This is a genomic window from Flavobacterium sp. GCM10022190 (assembly GCF_042656445.1).
GTDB lineage: Bacteria > Bacteroidota > Bacteroidia > Flavobacteriales > Flavobacteriaceae > Flavobacterium > Flavobacterium nitratireducens.
In genome coordinates this window covers 232,282-253,017 of sequence record NZ_JBHSOQ010000001.1, presented here as the reverse complement: position 1 = coordinate 253,017, position 20,736 = coordinate 232,282, and the positions used below count along the sequence as shown (strand labels likewise).

Annotated in this window: 20 protein-coding genes and 1 riboswitch; of the genes, 4 read left to right on the top strand and 16 right to left on the bottom strand. The window is 35.1% G+C overall.

The window, feature by feature from the left end; genetic code table 11:
* Window positions 1-18: 18 nt before the first annotated feature.
* A complete protein-coding gene (locus ACFPTQ_RS01100; RefSeq protein ID WP_379772793.1) occupies window positions 19-1,191 on the top strand; it encodes a transglutaminase domain-containing protein in 1,173 nt (390 codons plus the stop codon).
* Here ACFPTQ_RS01100 and ACFPTQ_RS01095 read toward each other — a convergent pair.
* A complete protein-coding gene (locus tag ACFPTQ_RS01095; RefSeq protein ID WP_379772791.1) occupies window positions 1,188-2,336 on the bottom strand; it encodes a sensor histidine kinase in 1,149 nt (382 codons plus the stop codon). The two genes, ACFPTQ_RS01100 and ACFPTQ_RS01095, sit on opposite strands and share 4 nt — an antisense overlap.
* Before the next feature lie 327 nt (window positions 2,337-2,663).
* Between ACFPTQ_RS01095 and ACFPTQ_RS01090 the strand changes: the two genes are divergently transcribed.
* Window positions 2,664-3,035 carry a DUF3127 domain-containing protein gene (locus ACFPTQ_RS01090; RefSeq protein ID WP_278034743.1) on the top strand — a complete coding sequence of 124 codons (372 nt, stop codon included), beginning with the start codon at window positions 2,664-2,666 and terminating at the stop codon, window positions 3,033-3,035.
* Window positions 3,036-3,161: 126 nt separating this feature from the next.
* Window positions 3,162-3,797, top strand: coding sequence for a leucyl/phenylalanyl-tRNA--protein transferase (gene aat, locus ACFPTQ_RS01085; protein ID WP_379772787.1), 636 nt, complete (start codon window positions 3,162-3,164; stop codon window positions 3,795-3,797).
* On the opposite strand, the gene ACFPTQ_RS01080 is transcribed toward aat, so the two are convergent.
* The 14 genes from ACFPTQ_RS01080 to ACFPTQ_RS01015 form a co-directional block, all read right to left on the bottom strand.
* Window positions 3,786-4,496, bottom strand: coding sequence for a HesA/MoeB/ThiF family protein (locus ACFPTQ_RS01080; RefSeq protein WP_379772784.1), 711 nt, complete (start codon window positions 4,494-4,496; stop codon window positions 3,786-3,788). The two genes, aat and ACFPTQ_RS01080, sit on opposite strands and share 12 nt — an antisense overlap.
* Window positions 4,497-4,540: 44 nt before the next feature.
* Complete coding sequence (gene thiH, locus ACFPTQ_RS01075) at window positions 4,541-5,653, bottom strand: 2-iminoacetate synthase ThiH (RefSeq protein WP_379772782.1); 1,113 nt, start codon at window positions 5,651-5,653, stop codon at window positions 4,541-4,543.
* Window positions 5,654-5,746: 93 nt separating this feature from the next.
* On the bottom strand, window positions 5,747-6,523 hold the full coding sequence (locus ACFPTQ_RS01070; RefSeq protein WP_379772780.1) for a thiazole synthase: 777 nt from the start codon (window positions 6,521-6,523) through the stop codon (window positions 5,747-5,749).
* Complete coding sequence (locus ACFPTQ_RS01065; protein WP_379772778.1) at window positions 6,504-7,142, bottom strand: thiamine phosphate synthase; 639 nt, start codon at window positions 7,140-7,142, stop codon at window positions 6,504-6,506. The genes ACFPTQ_RS01070 and ACFPTQ_RS01065 overlap by 20 nt, the downstream gene beginning before the upstream one ends.
* A complete protein-coding gene (locus ACFPTQ_RS01060; protein WP_379772775.1) occupies window positions 7,135-7,890 on the bottom strand; it encodes a hydroxymethylpyrimidine/phosphomethylpyrimidine kinase in 756 nt (251 codons plus the stop codon). Before ACFPTQ_RS01060 ends, ACFPTQ_RS01065 begins: the two co-directional genes overlap by 8 nt.
* Window positions 7,863-8,462 (bottom strand): thiamine phosphate synthase, encoded by a 600-nt coding sequence (locus ACFPTQ_RS01055; RefSeq protein WP_379772772.1) that lies wholly within the window; start codon window positions 8,460-8,462, stop codon window positions 7,863-7,865. The genes ACFPTQ_RS01060 and ACFPTQ_RS01055 overlap by 28 nt, the downstream gene beginning before the upstream one ends.
* 80 nt (window positions 8,463-8,542) lie before the next feature.
* A complete protein-coding gene (gene thiC / locus ACFPTQ_RS01050; protein ID WP_379772769.1) occupies window positions 8,543-10,366 on the bottom strand; it encodes a phosphomethylpyrimidine synthase ThiC in 1,824 nt (607 codons plus the stop codon).
* Window positions 10,367-10,473: 107 nt separating this feature from the next.
* Window positions 10,474-10,680, bottom strand: coding sequence for a sulfur carrier protein ThiS (thiS, locus tag ACFPTQ_RS01045; RefSeq protein ID WP_379772767.1), 207 nt, complete (start codon window positions 10,678-10,680; stop codon window positions 10,474-10,476).
* Window positions 10,681-10,749: 69 nt separating this feature from the next.
* A riboswitch (TPP riboswitch) is annotated at window positions 10,750-10,845 on the bottom strand.
* Window positions 10,846-11,005: 160 nt separating this feature from the next.
* On the bottom strand, window positions 11,006-11,566 hold the full coding sequence (locus ACFPTQ_RS01040) for a DNA-3-methyladenine glycosylase I (protein ID WP_379772764.1): 561 nt from the start codon (window positions 11,564-11,566) through the stop codon (window positions 11,006-11,008).
* 2 nt (window positions 11,567-11,568) lie between these two features.
* A complete protein-coding gene (locus tag ACFPTQ_RS01035) occupies window positions 11,569-12,216 on the bottom strand; it encodes a queuosine precursor transporter (protein ID WP_379772761.1) in 648 nt (215 codons plus the stop codon).
* Between the two features lie 130 nt (window positions 12,217-12,346).
* Window positions 12,347-13,270, bottom strand: a complete 924-nt coding sequence (locus ACFPTQ_RS01030) for a carbohydrate kinase family protein (RefSeq protein WP_379772759.1) — start codon at window positions 13,268-13,270, stop codon at window positions 12,347-12,349.
* 1 nt (window position 13,271) lies between these two features.
* Window positions 13,272-14,450 carry a glycoside hydrolase 100 family protein gene (locus tag ACFPTQ_RS01025; protein WP_379772757.1) on the bottom strand — a complete coding sequence of 393 codons (1,179 nt, stop codon included), beginning with the start codon at window positions 14,448-14,450 and terminating at the stop codon, window positions 13,272-13,274.
* Between the two features lie 4 nt (window positions 14,451-14,454).
* Window positions 14,455-15,756, bottom strand: a complete 1,302-nt coding sequence (locus tag ACFPTQ_RS01020) for an MFS transporter (protein ID WP_379772755.1) — start codon at window positions 15,754-15,756, stop codon at window positions 14,455-14,457.
* A gap of 92 nt (window positions 15,757-15,848) precedes the next feature.
* Complete coding sequence (locus ACFPTQ_RS01015) at window positions 15,849-18,473, bottom strand: TonB-dependent receptor domain-containing protein (RefSeq protein ID WP_379772752.1); 2,625 nt, start codon at window positions 18,471-18,473, stop codon at window positions 15,849-15,851.
* 155 nt (window positions 18,474-18,628) lie between these two features.
* Between ACFPTQ_RS01015 and ACFPTQ_RS01010 the strand changes: the two genes are divergently transcribed.
* Window positions 18,629-19,657 (top strand): LacI family DNA-binding transcriptional regulator, encoded by a 1,029-nt coding sequence (locus tag ACFPTQ_RS01010; protein WP_379772749.1) that lies wholly within the window; start codon window positions 18,629-18,631, stop codon window positions 19,655-19,657.
* Between the two features lie 52 nt (window positions 19,658-19,709).
* Here the strand turns inward: ACFPTQ_RS01010 and tsf are convergent, their stop codons facing one another.
* Window positions 19,710-20,672 (bottom strand): translation elongation factor Ts, encoded by a 963-nt coding sequence (gene tsf / locus ACFPTQ_RS01005; protein ID WP_278034757.1) that lies wholly within the window; start codon window positions 20,670-20,672, stop codon window positions 19,710-19,712.
* Between the last annotated feature and the right edge of the window lie 64 nt (window positions 20,673-20,736).

Sequence of the window (20,736 nt, the reverse complement as noted above, 5' to 3'; positions counted from 1 at the left end):
TCACCCAAAAATGATGATATGAGAAAATTTGTATCTTTTGTTTTTTTGTTAGTATCGGTTTTAAATGTGGCTCAAACAAAATCGCCCTACTTAGATATCGATACTAAAATTTCCAAGATTCCTGTTGAATTGAGTAAATCAACCACTGGAATAGCTCAATTTATCAATGATCATTTTAAATCGGATAACGAAAAAATTAGAGCCGTTTTTTATTGGACAGCTACTAATATTAGTTACGATGTGGCGAATATGAATAATCCTAATCAATTTCAGACTTCGCAAGAAAAAATTGAAAATACCTTGAATACTAAAAAAGGAGTTTGTATTCATTATGCCGAAGTTTTTAATGATATTGCTCGAAAAGTGGGGATTCAATCTGAAATTATTTATGGTTATACCAAACAACATGGAAAAATCGACCAATTATCTCATGCTTGGTGCGCCGCCAAAATTGATAATAAATGGTTTATTTTTGATCCAACATGGGGTTCTGGGGGTTTGAATAATGGAAAGTTTGTTAAAAAATTGAACAATGTTTACTTCAAAGTAGAACCTTCAAAAATGATAGTTTCGCATATGCCCTTTGATTATATGTGGCAATTTTTGAATTATCCGGTTTCTCATGACGCATTTTATGAAGGCAAAACACAACTGGATAAGACCCAAAAATATTTTGATTTTGAGAAAGAAATCACGTTGTATTCTAAATTAGAGCAGAAAGATCAATTGTTTGAAACAGCTAAAAGAGTAGAGAAGTCAGGATTAAAAAACAGCTTGATTTCTTCCTATTATCAAAATAAAAAAGAGCATTGGAGTGGCTTAATTCAAAATGAAAATGTAGATAAAATGAATGCAATTGTTGCCGAATTAAATGAGGCAGTGTTACAGCTAAATGATTTTATTATGTACAGAAATAAAAAATTCAAGCCAACATTTCCAGATGAAAAGATTGCTAAGATGATACAAATACCAAGAGAGAAATTACAAAAATGTCAAAATGATGTTTTTAAAATTGTGATGGTGGATAGTCAAAATTTGTCTAATTTAAGTTCCTTAAAAAAGTCAATTGTGCAAGCTCTGGTTCAAGCCGATGAACACGCTTTGTTTGTAAAAGAGTATTTGAATGCTTCTAAAATTAAACGAAAGACAATGTTTTCTAAAGTGAGCTGGTTTGGAGTCCCTTTAAACTAAAACAATTTTTTCAAACTAATTTGCATTGTAGTTCCTTTTCCTATTTCGGATTGTAAAACTTTGATATTTCCTTTGTGGTATTCTTTTACAATACGTTTAGTTAAGGAAAGGCCTAATCCCCAACCTCTTTTTTTAGTAGTAAATCCGGGTTCGAAAATGGTGCTGAACTGATTTTTAGGAATACCACTTCCAGTATCCGTTACATTAATTTTTACCGTATCAGAATCTTCGTGAATACTTACCACAATTTTACCCTTGCCTTTCATGGCATCAATAGCATTTTTAATAAGATTTTCAATCGTCCAGCTGTGTAATGTTGGATTTAACAAGGTGTAAATTTCCGATTTGGGACTTTCAAAAGAAAATTCAATTTGTTTTGAAAATCGAGATTGCAGGTAGTTGTAGGTTTGAAGTGTGGTCTCAATAATGTCGCATTTTTCTAATACAGGTTCCGAGCCAATTTTAGAAAAACGATCGGTAATAGTTTGAAGTCGGTTGATATCTTTCTCAATTTCCGAAGTGGTCGCAGGATCAATATCCTCTGTTTTTAAAATCTCCACCCAGCCTATTAAAGAAGAGAGCGGAGTTCCTATTTGATGCGCCGTTTCTTTAGCCATACCAGCCCAAAGTTTATTTTGCGTAGCAATTTTGGTACTTCGATAAAAATAATAAATCAGTGCCGAAAAGAGGAAAATAATTAGTAACAAGGCGATAGGATAATATTTTAATTTATTCAATAAAGCCGAGTTGCCATAATACCATTTTTGGAACTTATGAGGGGCATATTCAATGGTTATGGGCTCGTTTTCTTTTTTTAATTCGGCTAAAAATTGTGTTGCTTTTTCTTTGTCATTAATGATGCTTTCGTCAATATTAATAGTGTTAATAATACTATCGTTTTCGGTAAGAATTACGGGAATTGAGGTGTTGTTTTTAAAAATTTGAAGCGGCAGTTCTACATCAGTATTTTCGTCGGCATTTACAAGTGTTTTTTGGGCTTTCGCCAAAAGATTCATTTTAAGACGTTCTTCATTTTTAAAAATCTGAAAAAAGGTATAGGTATTCCATAGTATTAATGAAATGATAAGAAATGAAGCAAAAATAAGTATCCATCTTCCGGTACTTCTTTTATCAGAAAACTGCATAAATAATTTTTTGAGCTATAAATATAACGAAATATACTAAGGATTGTTTTAGTTTCACTTCAAAGTTTTTCATGATCAACGAGAAGGAGTAAGGAATAATTCAACTTCAGGATTCCCTTGTTTGACAGCTATTTAAAAATAAAATTGAAATTGTAAAACAATCTTTATTATCAGATAGAAGAAGTTGTTATATTTGTATATCAAATGTTTTTTTGGTTTCGGTTTTCCATTTGATTGATTTTGAGATCTTCATACAAGATGAAAGACTTGGTCTGGCATAAAAACACTTTTGATAAATAATAATATATAACAGTTAAAATAGCGAAGATGGAAGTTACAGGGAAAATTAAAGTTGTTAATCCAGAACAACAAGTTAGTGCCTCATTTAGAAAAAGAGAAGTAGTTGTAACTACAGAGGAACAATATCCTCAACATATATTGATTGAATTTACACAAGATAAATGTGATTTATTGAGTAATTACAATATTGGTGAAGCCGTAAAAGTATCTATTAATTTAAGAGGAAGAGAATGGGTTAATCCACAAGGAGAAACAAGATACTTTAACAGTATTCAAGGATGGAGAATTGAAAGACTAGCTACTGAAGCTCCAGCTGCTGCTGCTCCTATGCCAGCTGCGCCAGCTTTTGCTCCTGCAACTAATTTAAACGAAGACGAACCAGACGATTTACCATTCTAAAATTTAAATTCTAAATTTTTAAAATTCCAAATTCCAATTAGCTATTTATTAATTGGAATTTGGAATTTCTTTTTTGGAACTTTTATTGATTTTTGCATTGTCATTGAATTGGATATTGATTGAATCATGTTTTATCTTACCGAAGATTTATTTTTCCCGCCCGTTCATTTAGCCCATTCTTCCGGAATTATTGGCTTAGGTGGTGATTTGTCGCCCGAAAGGCTTCAGTTAGCGTATCAAAGCGGAATTTTTCCTTGGTTCGAAGACGGTGAACCTATTACTTGGTGGGCTCCTAATCCTAGGATGGTGTTGTTTTTAGACGAATTGGTCGTTTCTAAAAGCATGCGAAATATTCTCAATAGAAAGATTTTTAAAGTTACGTTCAATAAGGATTTTCGAGCTGTAATTACCAATTGTCAGGCGATAAAAAGGGAAGGGCAAAATGGAACCTGGATTACCGATGACATGATTGAGGCCTATTGTAAATTACATGAATTAGGAATAGCCAAATCCGTTGAGGTTTGGCAGGATGATGAATTAGTTGGCGGACTTTATGGTGTTGATTTGGGTCATATTTTTTGTGGTGAAAGTATGTTTTCCAAGGTTTCCAATGCTTCTAAAGTTGCCTTTATAGCTTTGGTTGAAAAATTAAAAAAAGAGCATTACAAACTGCTCGATTGTCAGGTGTATAATTCGCATTTAGAAAGTTTAGGTTGTCGCGAAATTAGTCGTGATGATTTTGTGTCGATTTTAAAAAGTTAATTTGGTAAAACTCCAATCTAGGGTTTTGAATAAGACCAATTGGTTTTGTAAACTCGGTAATCCAATAATCAATTTTAAAGTTTCATGCGCCATCATTGTTCCAATCATACCAGGTAAAGTACCCAAAACTCCATTAAAACTGCAATTAGGAACATCTTTTGGATTGGGTGGTTCCGGAAATAAGTCGCGTAGGTTTTTACTTCCCTGATGGTTAAAAACAGCAATTTGACCTTCAAAGCCTAAAATGCTTCCATAAACCAACGTTTTGTTTAAGGCTACACAGGTATCATTCACTAAATAACGTGTTTTAAAATTATCCGAACCATCCACTACAATATCAAATTCAGCTATAATTTTTGCAGCATTTTCCAGAGTTAGTTTTTCTTCAAAAGCTAGAACCTTAATCAATGGATTTAGTTTTTCAACGGTTGTTTTCGCTGTTGAAGCTTTGGTTAAACCAATTTGTTTTTCGGTATATAAAATTTGGCGATGCAAATTGTGAATTTCAATCGTATCAAAATCAACAATCCCGATGGTTCCCACGCCGGCTGTTGCGATGTATTGTAAAATGGGGCATCCTAAACCACCGGCACCAATGACTAATACTTTGGCTTTTTTAATTTTTGACTGTCCTTCTTCGCCTATCTCAGCTAAGATAACTTGTCTGTTGTATCGTAAAAAATCTTGTATAACACTCATTTTGAAATTTTAGATTGGAATTTGGAATTTAAATATTGGAATTTTTAAATAAAGCTTTTGTCCCAATCCTTCCAAACGGGTTCGTATCCTTTTTGGCTGATGATTTTGGCAATTTCGGCAACAGGACGTTCATCGCTAATTTCGAATTGTTCCAAGGATTGCGGATCCACCACATAACCACCCGGATTGGTTTTAGAACCTGCACTCATACTCGTTGTACCAATTGGAATGATGTTGTTTCGAAATTTTTCATTTTCTCGGGTTGAGATTGAAATTTCCAAATCTTCATTCCACAAGCGGTAGGCGCAAATTAATTGGGTTAAATCCTTGTCGTCCATTATAAAATTAGGTTCGATAATGCCTTCGGCTGGTCGTAACCTTGGAAAAGAAACGGAGTATTTGGTTTGCCAATAGGTTTTTTGCAAATATTCCAAATGCAAGGCATTAAAAAAACTATCGGTGCGCCAATCTTCCAATCCTAATAAAACTCCTAAGCCTATCTTGTGAATTCCTGCTTTTCCAATGCGGTCAGGGGTTTCAAGACGGTAATCAAAATTGGATTTTTTCCCTTTGGTATGGTATTTTTTATACACTTCCTGATGGTAGGTTTCCTGATACACCAATACCGAATACACGCCAGCCTTGTGCAAACGTTCATAATCATCCTGTGAAAGCGGTTGGACTTCTACTGAAATAAGGGAAAATTGTGCTTTTATTTGTTCTATTGCGTTCAGGAAATAATTGATATTTACCGTATAATTGGCTTCGCCAGTAACTAACAGAACATGATCAAAACCCAAATTCTTCAAGGCTTGAGCTTCTATTTTGATTTCAGAATCGCTTAGTGTTTTTCGTTTGATTTTATTATCTAAACTAAAACCACAATAAGTACAGATGTTTTGGCATTCATTGCTCAAATACAATGGCGCATACATTTGGATGGTTTTCCCAAAACGTTTCTTAGTCAGTTCGTGACTTTTTTGTGCCATCAATTCTAAGTAGCCTTGGGCAGCAGGTGAAATCAATACCAGAAAATCATCCAGATTTCTTTTGGATTTTGCTAAGGTTTGTTCTACTTGCCTAGTTGTAGTGTTATAAATTTTGGATTGAATTTCGTTCCAATTGTATTGTTCAAAAACCGATTTAAATGTTGTCATAGTTTTTAACCGCAAAGGGCACAAAGATTTACGCAAAGTTCGCTAAGCTTTGCGTTCTTGGCGCTTTGCTTTACGAACTTTGCGGTTAAAGTATTATTCATATAAAAAAGCTGTTAACGGACTCGAAGCTACCGCCTGATTGAATTGCTGTGCTAATTGGGCTTCGTAAGCTTTTCGACCAGCAATAACCGCTTCTTTGAAAGCTTCCGCCATCAATTTTGGATTTCCGGCAACCGCAATTGCGGTATTCACTAGAACAGCATCTGCTCCCATTTCCATAGCTTTCGCAGCGTCTGAAGGAGCGCCAATACCCGCATCAATAATTACAGGAACCTTAGACTGTTCGATAATGATTTCAAGAAAATCAATGGTTTTTAATCCTTTGTTGCTGCCAATTGGCGATCCTAAAGGCATAACTGCTGCTGTTCCTACATCTTCTAAACGTTTGCACAAAACAGTATCGGCATGGATGTAAGGTAAAACGATAAAACCCAGTTTAGCCAATTCCTCTGTTGCTTTTAAGGTTTCAATCGGGTCGGGAAGAAGGTATCTTGGGTCAGGATGAATTTCGAGTTTTAGCCAATTGGTTTCCAAAGCCTCTCGGGCTAGTTGTGCTGCAAAAACGGCTTCCTTGGCATTTCTAGCACCTGATGTATTGGGTAGTAAATTGATTCTGGGATGTTTTAAATGAGACAAAATAGCATCGGTATCCGTTTCTAAATCGACACGTTTTAACGCAACTGTTACTAATTCGCTCTCCGAAGCCAGAATTGCTTCTTCCATTTGAACATTCGAACCAAATTTTCCTGTTCCTAAAAACAATCGTGAATTTAGTTCTTTATCACCAATTTTAAATGTTGACTGGTTCATTTAATGTTTCATTAAGTTTTGTTATTAATTCGGTTTTGTTGTCGTTTTCGGTAATTAATCCCGAAACAGCAATGCCATGAATGCCTGTTTGGATTATTGCAGGAACATCTTCTAATTGAATACCACCAATCGCATAAATTGGAGTTGAAATTCCCAGAAGTCTTAATTCTGTTACCATATTTTGGTAGCCTTCCAGACCCAAAATCGGACTTAGATTATCTTTTGTTGTTGTAAATCGGAATGGGCCTAAACCAATATAGTCAGCGCCTAAACGGATTTGTTTTTGAACGTCTTCTAAGGTGTTGGCTGTTCCGCCAATGATTTTATTTGGTCCCAAAATTTCTCGGGCATTCGATATTTTCATGTCTTTTAGACCTAAATGAACGCCATCAGCATTTATTTTTTGAGCTAAGGAAACATTGTCGTTAATGATAAAAGTGGCTCCAAATTCATTGCACAATTTTTTTACGGCTTCCGCCAAAGTTTCCATGTCTTCAGACGTTGCTTTTTTAAAACGAAGCTGAATCCATTTGCAGCCATTTTCTAAAGCTTGACGAATGTTGTTTAATTGCTCGTCGATAGTGTTTCCTTGCGAGATATATTGTAAACGATTATACATTATGATTTCCTAGTAATTTTTGGGTTGATAATAAAAAGTTTTCGGTATATGCTTTGGCATTTTTACAGGCCAATAATAAGTCCTGTCCTAGGGCTATGTTTGCTGTTATGGCAGCTGACAGTACACAGCCCGATCCATGTTTTTCAAACACCTGAGTAGTATTTGGCGAAAGCCTGAAAAAGTGTTGCTGACTATATAAAAAATCAGTGCCAATTTCGTTAGGATTATGACCTCCTTTTAATAAAACAGCGCAGTTTTTAGATAGTTTTTTGATACTAAGTTCAACAGATTTTTCAGTGGAATCTAATTTCAATATTTCATTGTAATTGGGAGTAATGAGTTCCAATTCATTTAAAATGATAATTAAATCGTTTTGGTTTTCAATCGTCAAAAAATCAAATTCAGTACTGGATTTCAGCACGGTGTCCCAAACTATTTTGGTCTTTGGCGAAAGCTTTTTTATCAAAAAAACAATTTCCTTTAAATATGCTAGAGAGGGAATAATACCAATTTTGACGGTCTGAATTTCATAGGAACCAAATAGCGTTTCAATAGATTGTAAAATAAATTCTAATGCTGTCCATTGGATATTCACGAACTCATTTTCTGTTTGAATGGTATTGGCTGTACAAATAGCCAAGCCATACACCCGATGTTGTTCAAAGGTTTTGATGTCGGCCAAAACTCCTGCGCCCGCCGATGGGTCAAAACCGGCAATACTTAAAACGAAAGGACGATTTGTTGGCATAATTTAAAATTTTGAATTGGATTTTGGCTGTTCCAAATGGTTCCCAATAGGGCTACATTATCAAAACCGGCTTTTAAAGTGGTTTCAATATTTGAAGCCTGAATTCCGCCTAAAGCAATCATTTTTGTTTGAAAATTGGTTCGGTTATTTATAGTTGTCAAAAGATTCGTTTTTGAAGCATAATTTGGTTTCGAAATACTCTCAAAAACCGGACTTAAAAAAGCATAGTCAAATTCGGCAGCCAAAGCATTAAATTCTTCAACGGAGTGAGTAGAAGTTGATTTTAAGAACCTACAAGGTTTTACTAACCTTGCAGGAGAGTTAAAAGTTTCTGTTCTCATCTTTTCTGTGAAATGAATTCTATTTATTCCTAATTCTTCCGCTAATTGATGATGACTGTGTAAAACCAGTTTATTTCGAAATTCCAATCCAATAGCAGTTACAAATTTTTTCATTTCTTCAGCTGAATATTCAGGTTTTCTAACATGCAATAATTCCAGTCCTTCCTCAAAAAGAGAATGGATAATTGGGATTTCGTTTGCGATCGCAGTTGGATTGGAAATGACTATCATGTTATGGGGTATTAAGTATTAAGTATTAAGTATTAAGTATCAAGAATTTAGTCTTAATACATAATACTAATGTCTTGATACTAAGAATAAATCTCGCTTCCTTGCTCAACAAATTCCTCTGATTTCTCTAGCATTCCTTTTTTAGCTTCTTCCACATCACGAATTTCTTGTGAGATTTTCATCGAGCAGAATTTAGGGCCACACATCGAACAGAAATGTGCTACTTTGGCACCATCAGCAGGTAAGGTTTCATCGTGAAATTCTCTTGCTGTATCCGGATCTAACGACAAATTGAACTGGTCTTCCCAACGGAATTCAAAACGGGCTTTGCTCAAGGCATTGTCACGGTATTGGGCACCCGGATGACCTTTGGCTAAGTCGGCAGCGTGAGCTGCAATTTTGTAGGTGATTACTCCGTCTTTCACGTCTTTTTTGTTAGGTAATCCTAAGTGTTCTTTTGGCGTCACATAACACAACATCGCGCAGCCATACCATCCAATCATCGCTGCACCAATAGCCGAAGTAATGTGGTCGTAACCCGGAGCAATATCAGTAGTTAATGGCCCTAAAGTATAAAATGGAGCTTCAGAACAATGTTCTAATTGTTTGTCCATGTTTTCTTTAATCATGTGCATCGGAACGTGTCCTGGTCCTTCGATGAAAACCTGAACATCGTGTTTCCAAGCGATTTTTGTCAATTCGCCCAGCGTTTCCAATTCGGCAAATTGAGCGGCATCATTTGCATCGGCAATAGAACCTGGACGTAAACCATCTCCCAAAGAGAAAGCCACATCGTATTGTTTCATGATTTCGCAGATTTCTTCAAAATGCGTGTACAGGAAGTTTTCTTTGTGGTGAAACAAACACCATTTGGCCATAATCGAACCTCCACGAGAAACAATTCCCGTTACACGATTAGCTGTCAAATGAATGTATCTTAACAAAACTCCTGCATGAATCGTGAAATACGAAACGCCTTGTTCAGCCTGTTCAATCAAAGTATCTCTGAAGATTTCCCAAGTTAAGTTTTCGGCAATTCCGTTTACTTTTTCCAAGGCCTGATATATTGGTACTGTGCCAATTGGCACTGGTGAATTTCGAATAATCCATTCTCTGGTTTCATGAATGTTTTTTCCGGTAGATAAATCCATAATGGTATCGGCTCCCCAGCGGCAAGCCCAAACAGCTTTTTCTACTTCTTCTTCGATGGAGGAAGTTACCGCACTGTTTCCGATATTAGCATTGATTTTTACCAAGAAATTACGACCTACAATCATCGGCTCGCTTTCTGGGTGATTGATGTTATTTGGAATAATAGCACGACCGGCTGCTACCTCAGAACGAACAAACTCTGGAGTGATTTTGTTTTTTGGTGTATTCGCACCAAAACTATGTCCTGCATGTTGGCATTTCATTGCCGGAGTTGCATTTTCTAATTGTTCGATGCGTTGGTTTTCACGAATAGCTATGTATTCCATTTCAGGCGTAATAATTCCCTGTTTGGCATAATACAATTGGGTCACATTCGCTCCTTTTTTGGCACGCATGGGTTTGTGTAGGTATTCAAAACGTAAATGATTTAATTTTTCATCGGCTAGACGTTCTTTTCCGTAATTTGAGGTGATTTCAGTTAATTCTTCCACATCGCCACGGTCTAAAATCCATTGCTCGCGAAGGCGTGGTAATCCTTTGCGAATATCAATTTCGATGTTTGGATCGGTGTAAGGACCTGAAGTGTCGTAAACCGTTACTGGCGGGTTTTTTTCTACGCCACCTTTGGCTAGTTTCGTATCCGATAATTGGATTTCTCGCATCGCTACTTTTATCGGGTGAATTTCTCCATCGATATAAACTTTGGTCGAATTAGGGAATGGGATTCGGGATATTTTTTCTTCGTTATTCATTTGTTTGAAGTTGTGAGTTAAGGGTTATGCGGTATATGGTCTCTAAAACCTTCAATTATTGTTTAGGTTTAGAATTTGGAATTTTAGAATTTGGAATTTTAAAAATACTATCCGCCCTGTGTAGCAGAAATAATCAAAATATCGTCAGTTTCGGATAGGAGGTGACTGTTCCAATTGGATTTTGGAATCACATTGTTATTTACGGCTACAGCGATGCCGTTTTGTTTTTGCGGAATTTCAATATCGAGTAAGGCTTGAACGCTTAGCACATCTACTTGAAATTGTTTGGTTTGATTGTTGATTTTTAGTTCCATTCTCGTATTTTTTTAAATGAAAAAATACTTTAGGAATGGCTACAAAGTGCCCCAAAAAAATGGGACTACGGAAGTCATCTTACTTTTCCCTACGCTAGTATGAACTAGATCAGGTTCAGAGGGTAAAATCTCAGCCTGCTCATGCAGACACCCCTAAAGTGTGCGACAAATGTAATTAAAAAGTTAGAAGTTAGAAGTTAAATGATAGAAGTTTAACAATTTTGAGATTTAATAGAAGAATTTTTCACTCTAAGTTTTAAACCATTAAGAAGTTAAGTTGATTAAGAAACTTAATTTTCTTAATTTCTTAATGGTGAAACTTTTATTATTTTCTTGTAAAACATTCTTCCACGTGGTCGTTGACCATTCCCGTGGCTTGCATGTGGGCATAAACTACGGTAGATCCAACGAATTTGAATCCGCGTTTTTTTAAATCTTTGCTAATGGCATCCGAGAGTGGAGTAGTGGCAGGAACGTCTTTAAGGGTTTTGGGATTATTATCGATAGGCTTTCCATCAGTAAATCCCCAGATATATTTAGAAAAACTGCCAAATTCTTCCTGAACTTTCATAAAAGCAACAGCATTAGAAACAGCAGCCCTAATTTTTAACTGATTGCGAATAATGCCAGGATTGGCCATTAATTCCTGAATTTTATCTTCTGGATATTGGGCTATTTTTTTATAATCGAAATTGTCAAAAGCTTCACGAAAACTTTCTCTTTTTACCAAAACAGTGTACCAACTTAAGCCAGCCTGAAAGGTTTCCAGAATTAAAAATTCAAATAATGTGGGATCATCATAAACGGGAGTTCCCCATTCTTCATCGTGGTATTTGCGGTATAAATCGTCTTTTTCGCACCAGGCACAACGTAGTTTTGCTTCCATTTTTATTTATTTTGAATGTAATTTTTAATTATAGAATGACCTAAATAAATTACAGGGGTTAATAAAATAGCAATAGTTAACTTGACAAAATAACCTGTAAATGCCGAAGCAATATAATCTGTTGTTGAAATTTTTCCTGTCATCCAAAAGGCAATTCCCAATACGATAAAACTGTCGAAAAGTTGCGAAATAACAGTGGAACCGGTACTTCTTAGCCAAATCATTTTGTTGCCTGTTTTTCTTTTGAAAAAGTGAAAAATGGTAACGTCTATTAATTGGGAAACGAGGAATGCTGTGATGCTTCCTACAATAATCCACATACTTTGTCCAAAAACGGCATGAAACTGTTCATCGGTCACTAATCCATCACCTTTGACTGCGGGTATTTTTAAGGCAACATATAATAGCACAAAGCAGTATGCAATTAAACAAGCGGTGATCAGGGAAAGTTTTTTTACCCCTTTTTCTCCAAAATATTCATTAATTAAATCGGTTGTGACAAATACGACAGGCCAAGGCAGAATTCCAACACTCATTAAATATGGTCCTACATAAATGAGTTTTCCTCCTATTAATTCGGCGACTACTGCATTGGTAATAAATATTCCAGCAAGAATGATATAAACAATGTCTTTTTTGGATTGAAACATATTGTATGATTTGATTCAACCAAATTTAGTTTTTTATTTTTAGAAATAGTATTTAATAAAAAAGTTCCACTTTAAAAATTAAAATGGAACTTAATCGGATTTGTTTTAGGGTAAAGTTTTTATAGTTGTTTTATGACTCTTCTATTTGAACATTATCTGGAAGTTGTCCAAGATGCTGCAATTTGATACTGGCTAATTTTTGTGCAGTTTTGATACACTCTAGCGGTTCTTTTTGTTGTAATTTGCCATATAAAAAACCTGTCCAGAAAGCATCTCCTGCCCCTGTAGTGTCTTTGATGTTTTCAACTAAAGGCGCATTTTTATGGACTGTTCCTATTGAAGAATCCCAAAGGACTACTCCGTTTTTTCCTTTTGTTAAGCAGATGCTTTTTGCACCTAATTGGCTGAAATAATTAATTATAAAATCGTCGCTTTTAGTTTCATTAAATAATCGAAAACAATCGTCATCACTTAATTTTACTAAAGGTTTAGTAGCAAGATATTTTCTGATAGTTTCAAAAGCTTCGGCTCGGTCAGGCCATATTTTTTCAGAATAATTTAAGTCAATACTGGTTTGTAATCCCATTTCGGATGCTCTTTCGGCTTTATTTAAAATAGTTTCACGAGCTGGGTTTTTGCTTAAAGCGAAACAGGTGGTATGATAAATTTTGGCTTTTTCCAATAAATCATCTGGTATTTGTGTTTCATGGATATGGTAATCTGCTTCTCTATAAGGAATAAATTCAGGAGTATCGCTTGATTTTGTTACAAAAATTACCGAGGACGGATAGTGTTCATGCTCTTTTACATGAGCCGTGTTCACATGACTTTCATTGAGTTTTTTTAGCATAAAATGACCAAGTCCATCCTTGCCACAACTGGCTACCAAAGCGGTTTTTAGTCCTATTTTCGAACTGTATATGGCGACGTTAGTTGGGGATCCTCCCAAAAAACGGCTGTAATTTTCTATTTCGGTAATTGGAGTGTTAATTTCATGACTAATGAAATCTATGAGTAATTCCCCAATACAGATAATGTCGATTGTTTTTTCCATTTTAAATCAATAATTTAAAATTAGTTGTGATTCCTTGGGTCAATAGTACTGTTGCGGCTGCACTCCATGTACAAAAAGGGACTCCATTTACTGCTGTTGTTTCGGTATTGAAGTTTTCATAGAAACTAAAGTCTTCTTTTGCATTGGCATTATTAATTGCGCTAAGAAGTGTTTTAGCCACTTTGACTTGTTTTTTGTTCAATAAGGCTAATCCATAAAATCCATTTACCATGGGCCAGCTCCCTCCATTATGAAACTCGTTTGGATAATTTCTAAATTCGTATTTGAAATTGTTTTTTAATAAATTCCAGTCGGCATCTGTTTCTGTGATGGGAGGCCAAAAGGCAGGAAGAATTCCTAATTTAGTTTCGGTTCTGGTTTTTTCTGCATGTTGAATTATGGCTTCCTGAAAATCTTGTGATCCAATGTTTAACAGTAAAGCTAGGGAATGAGCAAAAGCATCAAAGGGTGTTTTGTATCCCGCAGGGGAGAAGGAACAAGGCATGAAATTAACTAGTTTTAAATCATTGTATGTTCGCTCATGGTATTTTTCGCCTGTTGTATTTGGAATGAAATTAGATTCGATTTGATCTTTTATTTGCTCAATTTTAGTGCTGATATTAACATCATTTGCAAAATGATTATAACTTTTTAAAGCCCATATTCGTAACAATTGATCGTATAAAACATAACCATCTGTAATGTATTCGTCTGCCCAGTTTCCTGATAAAGGAACGTACATTAAGTGTTTGTTGTTAAATTCCCATGCTTCCATCAATCCCAAACATTTTACAATGTTAGATTGGTATTTTTCTACAAATGAGGCGTCTTTTTTATAGTAGGCATATTGACAAATTCCGATAATGAACCAGGTTACGGCATCCACTCTGCCAGCTAAACCGCCATAACTTACCTCGCTATTGTTTCCATCTGTCATTACATTCGATGGGATTGTTCCATTTGAATGTTGATTGTTAGCAAGAGTTTCCAGCGTTTTTTTAAAGGTGGCAATCAAATTGTCATCGCCTGAGGCAAGGGCAGCTAATCCACAAATAACACCATCTCTAGCCCAAACTCTTTTGTAGTTAGAAATGTTTTGCGCACTGGCTAAAAAACCTTCTGATGATGAGACATTTTCAAGTAATTCGACGGCCTTTATATAGGTAATATCGGTATTCATTATATTAATTTGTTGTTTTATTCGCTTTAATTAACAAAGTACTCATAGCTCCCAGAAGTAACAACACTCCGGCAAAAGTGATGGCTTGGCGTGGATCGTTGTTTAAGAAATGTTTTAGGATAAATCCAAAGGAAACATTTTGAAAAATCATAGGGACTACAATCATCATGTTGATGATACCCATGTATACACCGTAGCGTTCTTTAGGGATGTTGTTTACTACCATTAAGTACGGGATTCCCATCATACTTGCCCAAGCAATTCCATAACCAATAATTACTGCAAAAAATAAAAATTGATTTTGGATCAAAGGGAAAAACAGAAAGGAGGTTGCGCCAAATAGTAAACAAACAAAATGCACCATCTTAGGACTGTGTTTTTTAGCTAGTTTTGCTAGGTAAAAAGCAACCGAAAAAGTGATTATAAATCCAAATGCACCTATCAAACCCATCCATTCTACTGCTTTTTCGTAGCCTTCTTTATTAACGGGAGTGACATCCCAAACCGATAAAGCAATACTTTTAGAGTTATTTTGCCAAAAACACATTAAAGCGTACCATTGGAATAAATACACTAAAAAAAGTTGCCACATTACTTTAGGCATTTCTAAAATAGCATGATAGATATCAATAAATGGTGAGAAAACATTTAAAGGCTCTGATTTCATTTTTTCAATCTCCTCTTCTGTAGGTGGAATTTCTGGTGTTTTTTTCATACTCCACCAAATCGAAGTAACTGAAAGGACAGCACCTAAAAAGAAGGAAGCGTAAATCCAGTTAGGTAATTCTCCTGTGTAGCCTACAAATACTATTGGGAAAAGGAACAATGAAATGTACGATAAGAATTGACCAAATCCAGTAAAGAAACTTTGTGCTTGAAAACCTGTAGGTTGTTGGTCTTCATTGAGAGTGTCGGCAATAAAAGCACGATAGGGTTCCATCGCAGTGTTATTCCCCACATCCAGAATCCAAAGCAAGCCAGCGGCCATCCATAATGAACTACTAAAAGGGAATAGGAACAAGGCTATACTACATATTATAGCACCTATAAAAAAATAGGGTTTTCTTCGTCCCCATCTTGGATGCCAAGTTTTATCACTCATAGCACCTATTATGGGTTGGATTAATAATCCAGTTAAAGGTCCAGCTAAGTTCAAAATTGGAATTTGATCTGGGCTGGCATGCAGAAAATCATATATTGGATTTACAGCACTTTGTTGTAAACCAAAACTATATTGAATTCCAAAAAATCCAACATTCATGTTTATAATTTGCCAAAAGCTAAGTTTAGGTTTTAAGAGCGCCATAATTGTGTTTTTTTAAAGTTTAAAATCAATTCCTGTACTTTCAAAAGTACAGGAATTGCTAACCAACTAACATTTATGAAAATAATCTAATTTTAGAATTTATAAGCCAATGCCATAGAAATTGATCTACCTGTCATTGATCTTGCTCTTACAAAGTTTACGTTGTTTTCAGTAATACTTCCTTCTTCGGCTTCAGTAATAGCTAAGGTGTTGAATAAATTGTTTCCTGAAATATTTAATGATAATCCTTTTGCGATACCTACTTCTACAAATCCATTAACAATTACAAATCCATCCATTACTAATTGATTTGAATCTTGTGCATAAGCTTTAGATTGTCCAACGAAACTTAGACCTAAAGTATTTTTGTTATTCATGAATTTGTAAGTTGGAATAAAGCTATACATCAATTTTGGTTGTCTTCTTGGTTGGTTTCCATTGTTGCCACCAGAAGTGATTTCTGCTTTTGTATAGGTTAATGATCCTCTTAAGTTTAAATTGTCATTTAAGTCATATGCTGATTCTAACTCTAATCCTAACGATTTATAGTTGTTTTGGATAATACTGTTAGATGTAGCTTCATATCCGCCTTGTTCGTCAGTTTTAGAATGGAAAGCCGTTGCGTAGAAATATCCTTTGTTGAATTTTTGTTTGTATCCAATTTCGGCTTGTTTCAAGAAATCTAATGCATTGATTTTGTCTCCATTTAAATAATCAAGACCGCTAAATAAAATTCTATCCGCTTTTGCAGAAGCACCTCTACTGAATCTTCCAAAAACAGATTGTTTGTTGTTTATTAAGAAGTTAGCTCCTACTGTATAAGAATAATAATCATAATCGTAATTTACAGCAGTTGCATTAGCATTATCCACAGCAAATACATTTTGCTCAGGTACAGATATGTTTCCGTCATTATTAATATCATAAGTAGTTGCAACTCCTCCTGCAAATGAACCCGTTACTTTTCCTTTGTCATAACGTAATCCACCTTCAAATGATAACTTATCAGAAGCATCAACTGAAATATTTACGTAAGGTGCTGATACGTTGTATTGTGTGTCGTAGTTTCTAGCAAGATTTCCCCAGAATGGTGTTCCATAAGCATACAAACCATTTTCAGATAATAAAGCGCCTCCGGCATTTTTAACATCAATTAAGCGAGGATTGTTGTCTGAAACTTCTTGTAAGTAAGAATTCCATAACCAAGACATCGAGATATTTTGCATTGATTTAAATAATCCAGCTGTAACTCCAACACCATCAAATTTTTTAGTCAATCTCAAATCGTTCATGAAATTACCCATGTTGTTTAATTGAGTGTCAAACATGTGAATTCTTGCTACCAATCCGTTTGGATTATTAAATGCAGCTCCATTATCGGCATATACTAAACTAGAACCTGTTCCGAAAGAATTTGCAATAGTTGCTGCAGTAGCTAATTGTGCAGGGAATGGAGAAATAAATCCACCTGAATTAGAGGTGAAACGGATGTTGTCAGTGATTTTCCAACCACCATTTAAATCAAAGGCAGCGTTTGCTCCAATTGATTTTGAAATAGGGTGCATTCCATTGGCTACAGCTTCTCTACGAACATTTCCTTCAGGTCCTAATCCTAAACTATGTGTTAGATATATTGACTGTAAAGATCCTGTTGTAGCGTCGTATCCGTCTACACTTTTCCAATTTGGATTAGCATTTGTTCCAGATACAGCAACTGGCATTGGCATATAGGCTGCAGCTCTATCATTTAAGAATTTAGCATAAACAGTAACAGAACCGTTTTCAAATTCTTTAGTGATGTTAAATTTAAACTGACCACCATTATTACTGTTGAAACCTGTTTTTCTTACGCCTTCGCCAGTTCTATAAAAACCACCAACGTGGAAGTATAAACCATCTCCAATTTTTCCACCATAATCTAAATCAGTACGGAAATTTCCATAATCTAAACCAAATGTAGTGCTCATGTTTCCACCTTCGGTTTTTCCGGTTTTACTAATAAAGTTGATGATACCCCCAGGAGAGTTAGAAGATAAAGTTGATGCCGAACCTCCACGGATAGCCTCTACTTTTGCTATATTTCCGTCAAATCTTGTAAATATATCTGCTGTAGCAAATGCTATATCACCAAATAATAATACTGGTAATCCATCTTCTTGCAATTGTAAATATTTCGATCCACCTGATGAAATAGGTACCCCACGAACTGAAATATTTGAATTACCTTCTCCCCCAGAAGACTCTGAACGAACTCCAGGGATAGTTCTGAATATTTCGGCTGTAGATCTTGGAGCCGATTGTGTTATTTGCTCCGTGCCCAATGTTGTTATCGAAACACTTGACTTGATTTTAGCTTTAGGATTAACAACCCCAGTTACTACCACATCTTCTAAAACATTGGCATCCTCTGCTAATGTTATGTTTTGAACCGTATTGTCTTTAATTGCGACACTTAATTCTACTGATTTAAAACCGATATAGGTAGCTATAAGACTTACAGTTCCATTTTTTAGGTTAGAAAATGAATATTTTCCATCCATATCTGTTGCAACGGCTTTTTGAGAATTTTTTATAGCAACATTAACTCCAGGTAATGGGTTTCCTGAAGCATCCGAAACAGTTCCACTTAATGTAGCATTTTGTGAAAATGAAATGTTAAATAGCATTAAAGCTACTACTATTCCCATTTTTTGTAAGAATGATTGTTTTGTTTTCATGGTTATTAATTGTTGGGTTAATAATTTAACAGGTTATTTTTTATCAAATGTATATTTATTAAATAAAATAAATGCATAATATTTATTCGAAAACGTTTTCGATTTAACCGAAAACGTTTTCGATTTTATAAGTTTTTTTTTCGATATTTGTTTTTATGAAAGAAACGACATTAAAAGAAATAGCAGATATTTTAGGAATATCGATTACTACAGTGTCAAAAGCACTGAAGAATTATCCTGATGTTAGTGAGAAAACGAGGAAAGCCGTTCTTACTTTAGCGCAAGATTTGCATTATACGCCTAATAGTTTTGCGGTTAACTTGAGAACGAAAGAGTCTAAGACAATTGGGCTTATTATTCCTGAAGTTGTGCATCACTTTTTTTCAGGTGTTGTTAATGGAATCATTGCCGAAGCGGAAAAGAATGGTTATTTGGTTATTATTTTGCAATCCAATGAATCTTTAGAACTTGAAATGAAGCAAGTTGCTCTTTTATTGAGTAAGAGAGTCGACGGAATTATTATGTCACTTTCTAACGAGTCTAATAATGATCCTCATATTATTGATATTATTGATAAGGAAATACCCTTTGTTCAATTTGATAAAATAGCTAAATTGATTCCAAGTTCAAAAGTAATTATTAATGACCGTAAAGCAGCTCAAGAAGCTGTACAGCATTTAATTGATATGGGCTGTAAGAAGATTGCTCACATAAGGGGATTAGAAAATCCACAAAATGCTATTGATCGTTTTATGGGTTATAAAACAGCTTTGGAAAAAAACGGAATTCCTTTTGATCCAAAATTAGTTTATCCTTGTAAGGAGATTACTTTTGAGCAGGGAGTAGAATTTGCAAAGCAAATCCTGGAAGAGGACAAGGGGATTGATGGTATATTTGTTATAACTGATTTAGTTGCTGTGGGTGTTTTGGCTCATTTTAATGAAAAAGGAATAAGAGTCCCAGAAGATATTGCTGTTATTGGATTTAGTAATTGGTTGGTTTCTCAGGTTATTACGCCAAAATTAAGTACGGTTGATCAGCCTAGTTATGAAATGGGTGTGGCAGCTTTTAATTTGTTGTTAGAAGAAATTGTGCAACGTAAGAAAGGAAAAGGCTTTGAACCAAGAATTGTAGAGTTAGCTACTCAAGTAATTGTAAGAGAGTCTACATTGCGAAAAAAATAAAAGGCGATTTGAAATTCAAATCGCCTTTTTATATTTCAGAATACAGTTTGGATTATCCTAAAGTAACTCTTTTGAAACCTGAGATTTCAACATTGAATCCTTTAACATAGTCACCCACTTTTTTACTGTCATCTTTGATGAAGTTTTGATCTAAAAGAGCTTTCTCTTGATCTAAAGTAGTGTTGTCAGAAATAAAACGTTGTACTTTTCCAGGGATGATTTTATCCCAGATTTGTTCTGGTTTTCCTTCTGCTTTTAATTCAGCTTTAGCATCTTCTTCTGCTTGTTTCAATACTTCTTCAGTTAATTGAGCGTAAGAGATGTATTTAGGAACATTTTTCAATGTTTTTCCTAAACGAGCAGCTTCTTCATTTTCTTTTTCGATTACAGCAATACGAGCCTCAAGTTCAGAAGCGATGAAAGCAGGATCGAAATCTTTGTAAGATAATGTGTCAGCTCCCATAGAAGCAACTTGCATAGAGATATCTTTAGTTAATGTCTCAGCGTTAGCAATTGGAGCAGAAATAGCTGTTAAAGCAGCGATTTTGTTTACGTGAACATAAGATCCAACGAAAGCACCTTCTAAGATTTCAAAACCACCGATTTCGATTTTCTCACCGATAACACCTGTTTGCTCGATTAATTTCTCAGCAACAGTGATTCCGTTGAAATCAGAAGCTAAAAATTCTTCTTTAGAAGAGAAATTGATTGCTCTTTCTACTAAATCTTTAGCTAAAGTAACGAAAGATTCATTTTTACCTACGAAGTCAGTTTCGCAGTTTAAAGTGATGATAGCACCTTTAGTTTTGTCAGCATTAATAAAAGAAACAGCAGCTCCTTCAGAAGACTCACGGTCAGAACGGTTAGCAGCTACTTTTTGTCCTTTTTTACGTAGGTTTTCGATTGCTTTGTCGAAATCTCCTTCAGCTTCAACTAAGGCTTTTTTACAGTCCATCATTCCGGCTCCTGTAGCTTGTCTTAATTTATTTACGTCTGCAGCAGTAATTGTTGCCATAATGTATTTTTTATTTTAATGTTAAAAGTAAAAATTCCAATCTTCAAATCCCAAATTCCAAAGT

Bases quoted from the DNA above. Each gene is read 5' to 3' on its own strand.
- ACFPTQ_RS01100 (WP_379772793.1), top strand. From the start codon at position 19: ATGAGAAAATTTGTATCTTTTGTTTTTTTGTTAGTATCGGTTTTAAAT.
- ACFPTQ_RS01095 (WP_379772791.1), bottom strand. From the start codon at position 2,336: ATGCAGTTTTCTGATAAAAGAAGTACCGGAAGATGGATACTTATTTTT.
- ACFPTQ_RS01090 (WP_278034743.1), top strand. From the start codon at position 2,664: ATGGAAGTTACAGGGAAAATTAAAGTTGTTAATCCAGAACAACAAGTT.
- aat (WP_379772787.1), top strand. From the start codon at position 3,162: ATGTTTTATCTTACCGAAGATTTATTTTTCCCGCCCGTTCATTTAGCC.
- ACFPTQ_RS01080 (WP_379772784.1), bottom strand. From the start codon at position 4,496: ATGAGTGTTATACAAGATTTTTTACGATACAACAGACAAGTTATCTTA.
- thiH (WP_379772782.1), bottom strand. From the start codon at position 5,653: ATGACAACATTTAAATCGGTTTTTGAACAATACAATTGGAACGAAATT.
- ACFPTQ_RS01070 (WP_379772780.1), bottom strand. From the start codon at position 6,523: ATGAACCAGTCAACATTTAAAATTGGTGATAAAGAACTAAATTCACGA.
- ACFPTQ_RS01065 (WP_379772778.1), bottom strand. From the start codon at position 7,142: ATGTATAATCGTTTACAATATATCTCGCAAGGAAACACTATCGACGAG.
- ACFPTQ_RS01060 (WP_379772775.1), bottom strand. From the start codon at position 7,890: ATGCCAACAAATCGTCCTTTCGTTTTAAGTATTGCCGGTTTTGACCCA.
- ACFPTQ_RS01055 (WP_379772772.1), bottom strand. From the start codon at position 8,462: ATGATAGTCATTTCCAATCCAACTGCGATCGCAAACGAAATCCCAATT.
- thiC (WP_379772769.1), bottom strand. From the start codon at position 10,366: ATGAATAACGAAGAAAAAATATCCCGAATCCCATTCCCTAATTCGACC.
- thiS (WP_379772767.1), bottom strand. From the start codon at position 10,680: ATGGAACTAAAAATCAACAATCAAACCAAACAATTTCAAGTAGATGTG.
- ACFPTQ_RS01040 (WP_379772764.1), bottom strand. From the start codon at position 11,566: ATGGAAGCAAAACTACGTTGTGCCTGGTGCGAAAAAGACGATTTATAC.
- ACFPTQ_RS01035 (WP_379772761.1), bottom strand. From the start codon at position 12,216: ATGTTTCAATCCAAAAAAGACATTGTTTATATCATTCTTGCTGGAATA.
- ACFPTQ_RS01030 (WP_379772759.1), bottom strand. From the start codon at position 13,270: ATGGAAAAAACAATCGACATTATCTGTATTGGGGAATTACTCATAGAT.
- ACFPTQ_RS01025 (WP_379772757.1), bottom strand. From the start codon at position 14,450: ATGAATACCGATATTACCTATATAAAGGCCGTCGAATTACTTGAAAAT.
- ACFPTQ_RS01020 (WP_379772755.1), bottom strand. From the start codon at position 15,756: ATGGCGCTCTTAAAACCTAAACTTAGCTTTTGGCAAATTATAAACATG.
- ACFPTQ_RS01015 (WP_379772752.1), bottom strand. From the start codon at position 18,473: ATGAAAACAAAACAATCATTCTTACAAAAAATGGGAATAGTAGTAGCT.
- ACFPTQ_RS01010 (WP_379772749.1), top strand. From the start codon at position 18,629: ATGAAAGAAACGACATTAAAAGAAATAGCAGATATTTTAGGAATATCG.
- tsf (WP_278034757.1), bottom strand. From the start codon at position 20,672: ATGGCAACAATTACTGCTGCAGACGTAAATAAATTAAGACAAGCTACA.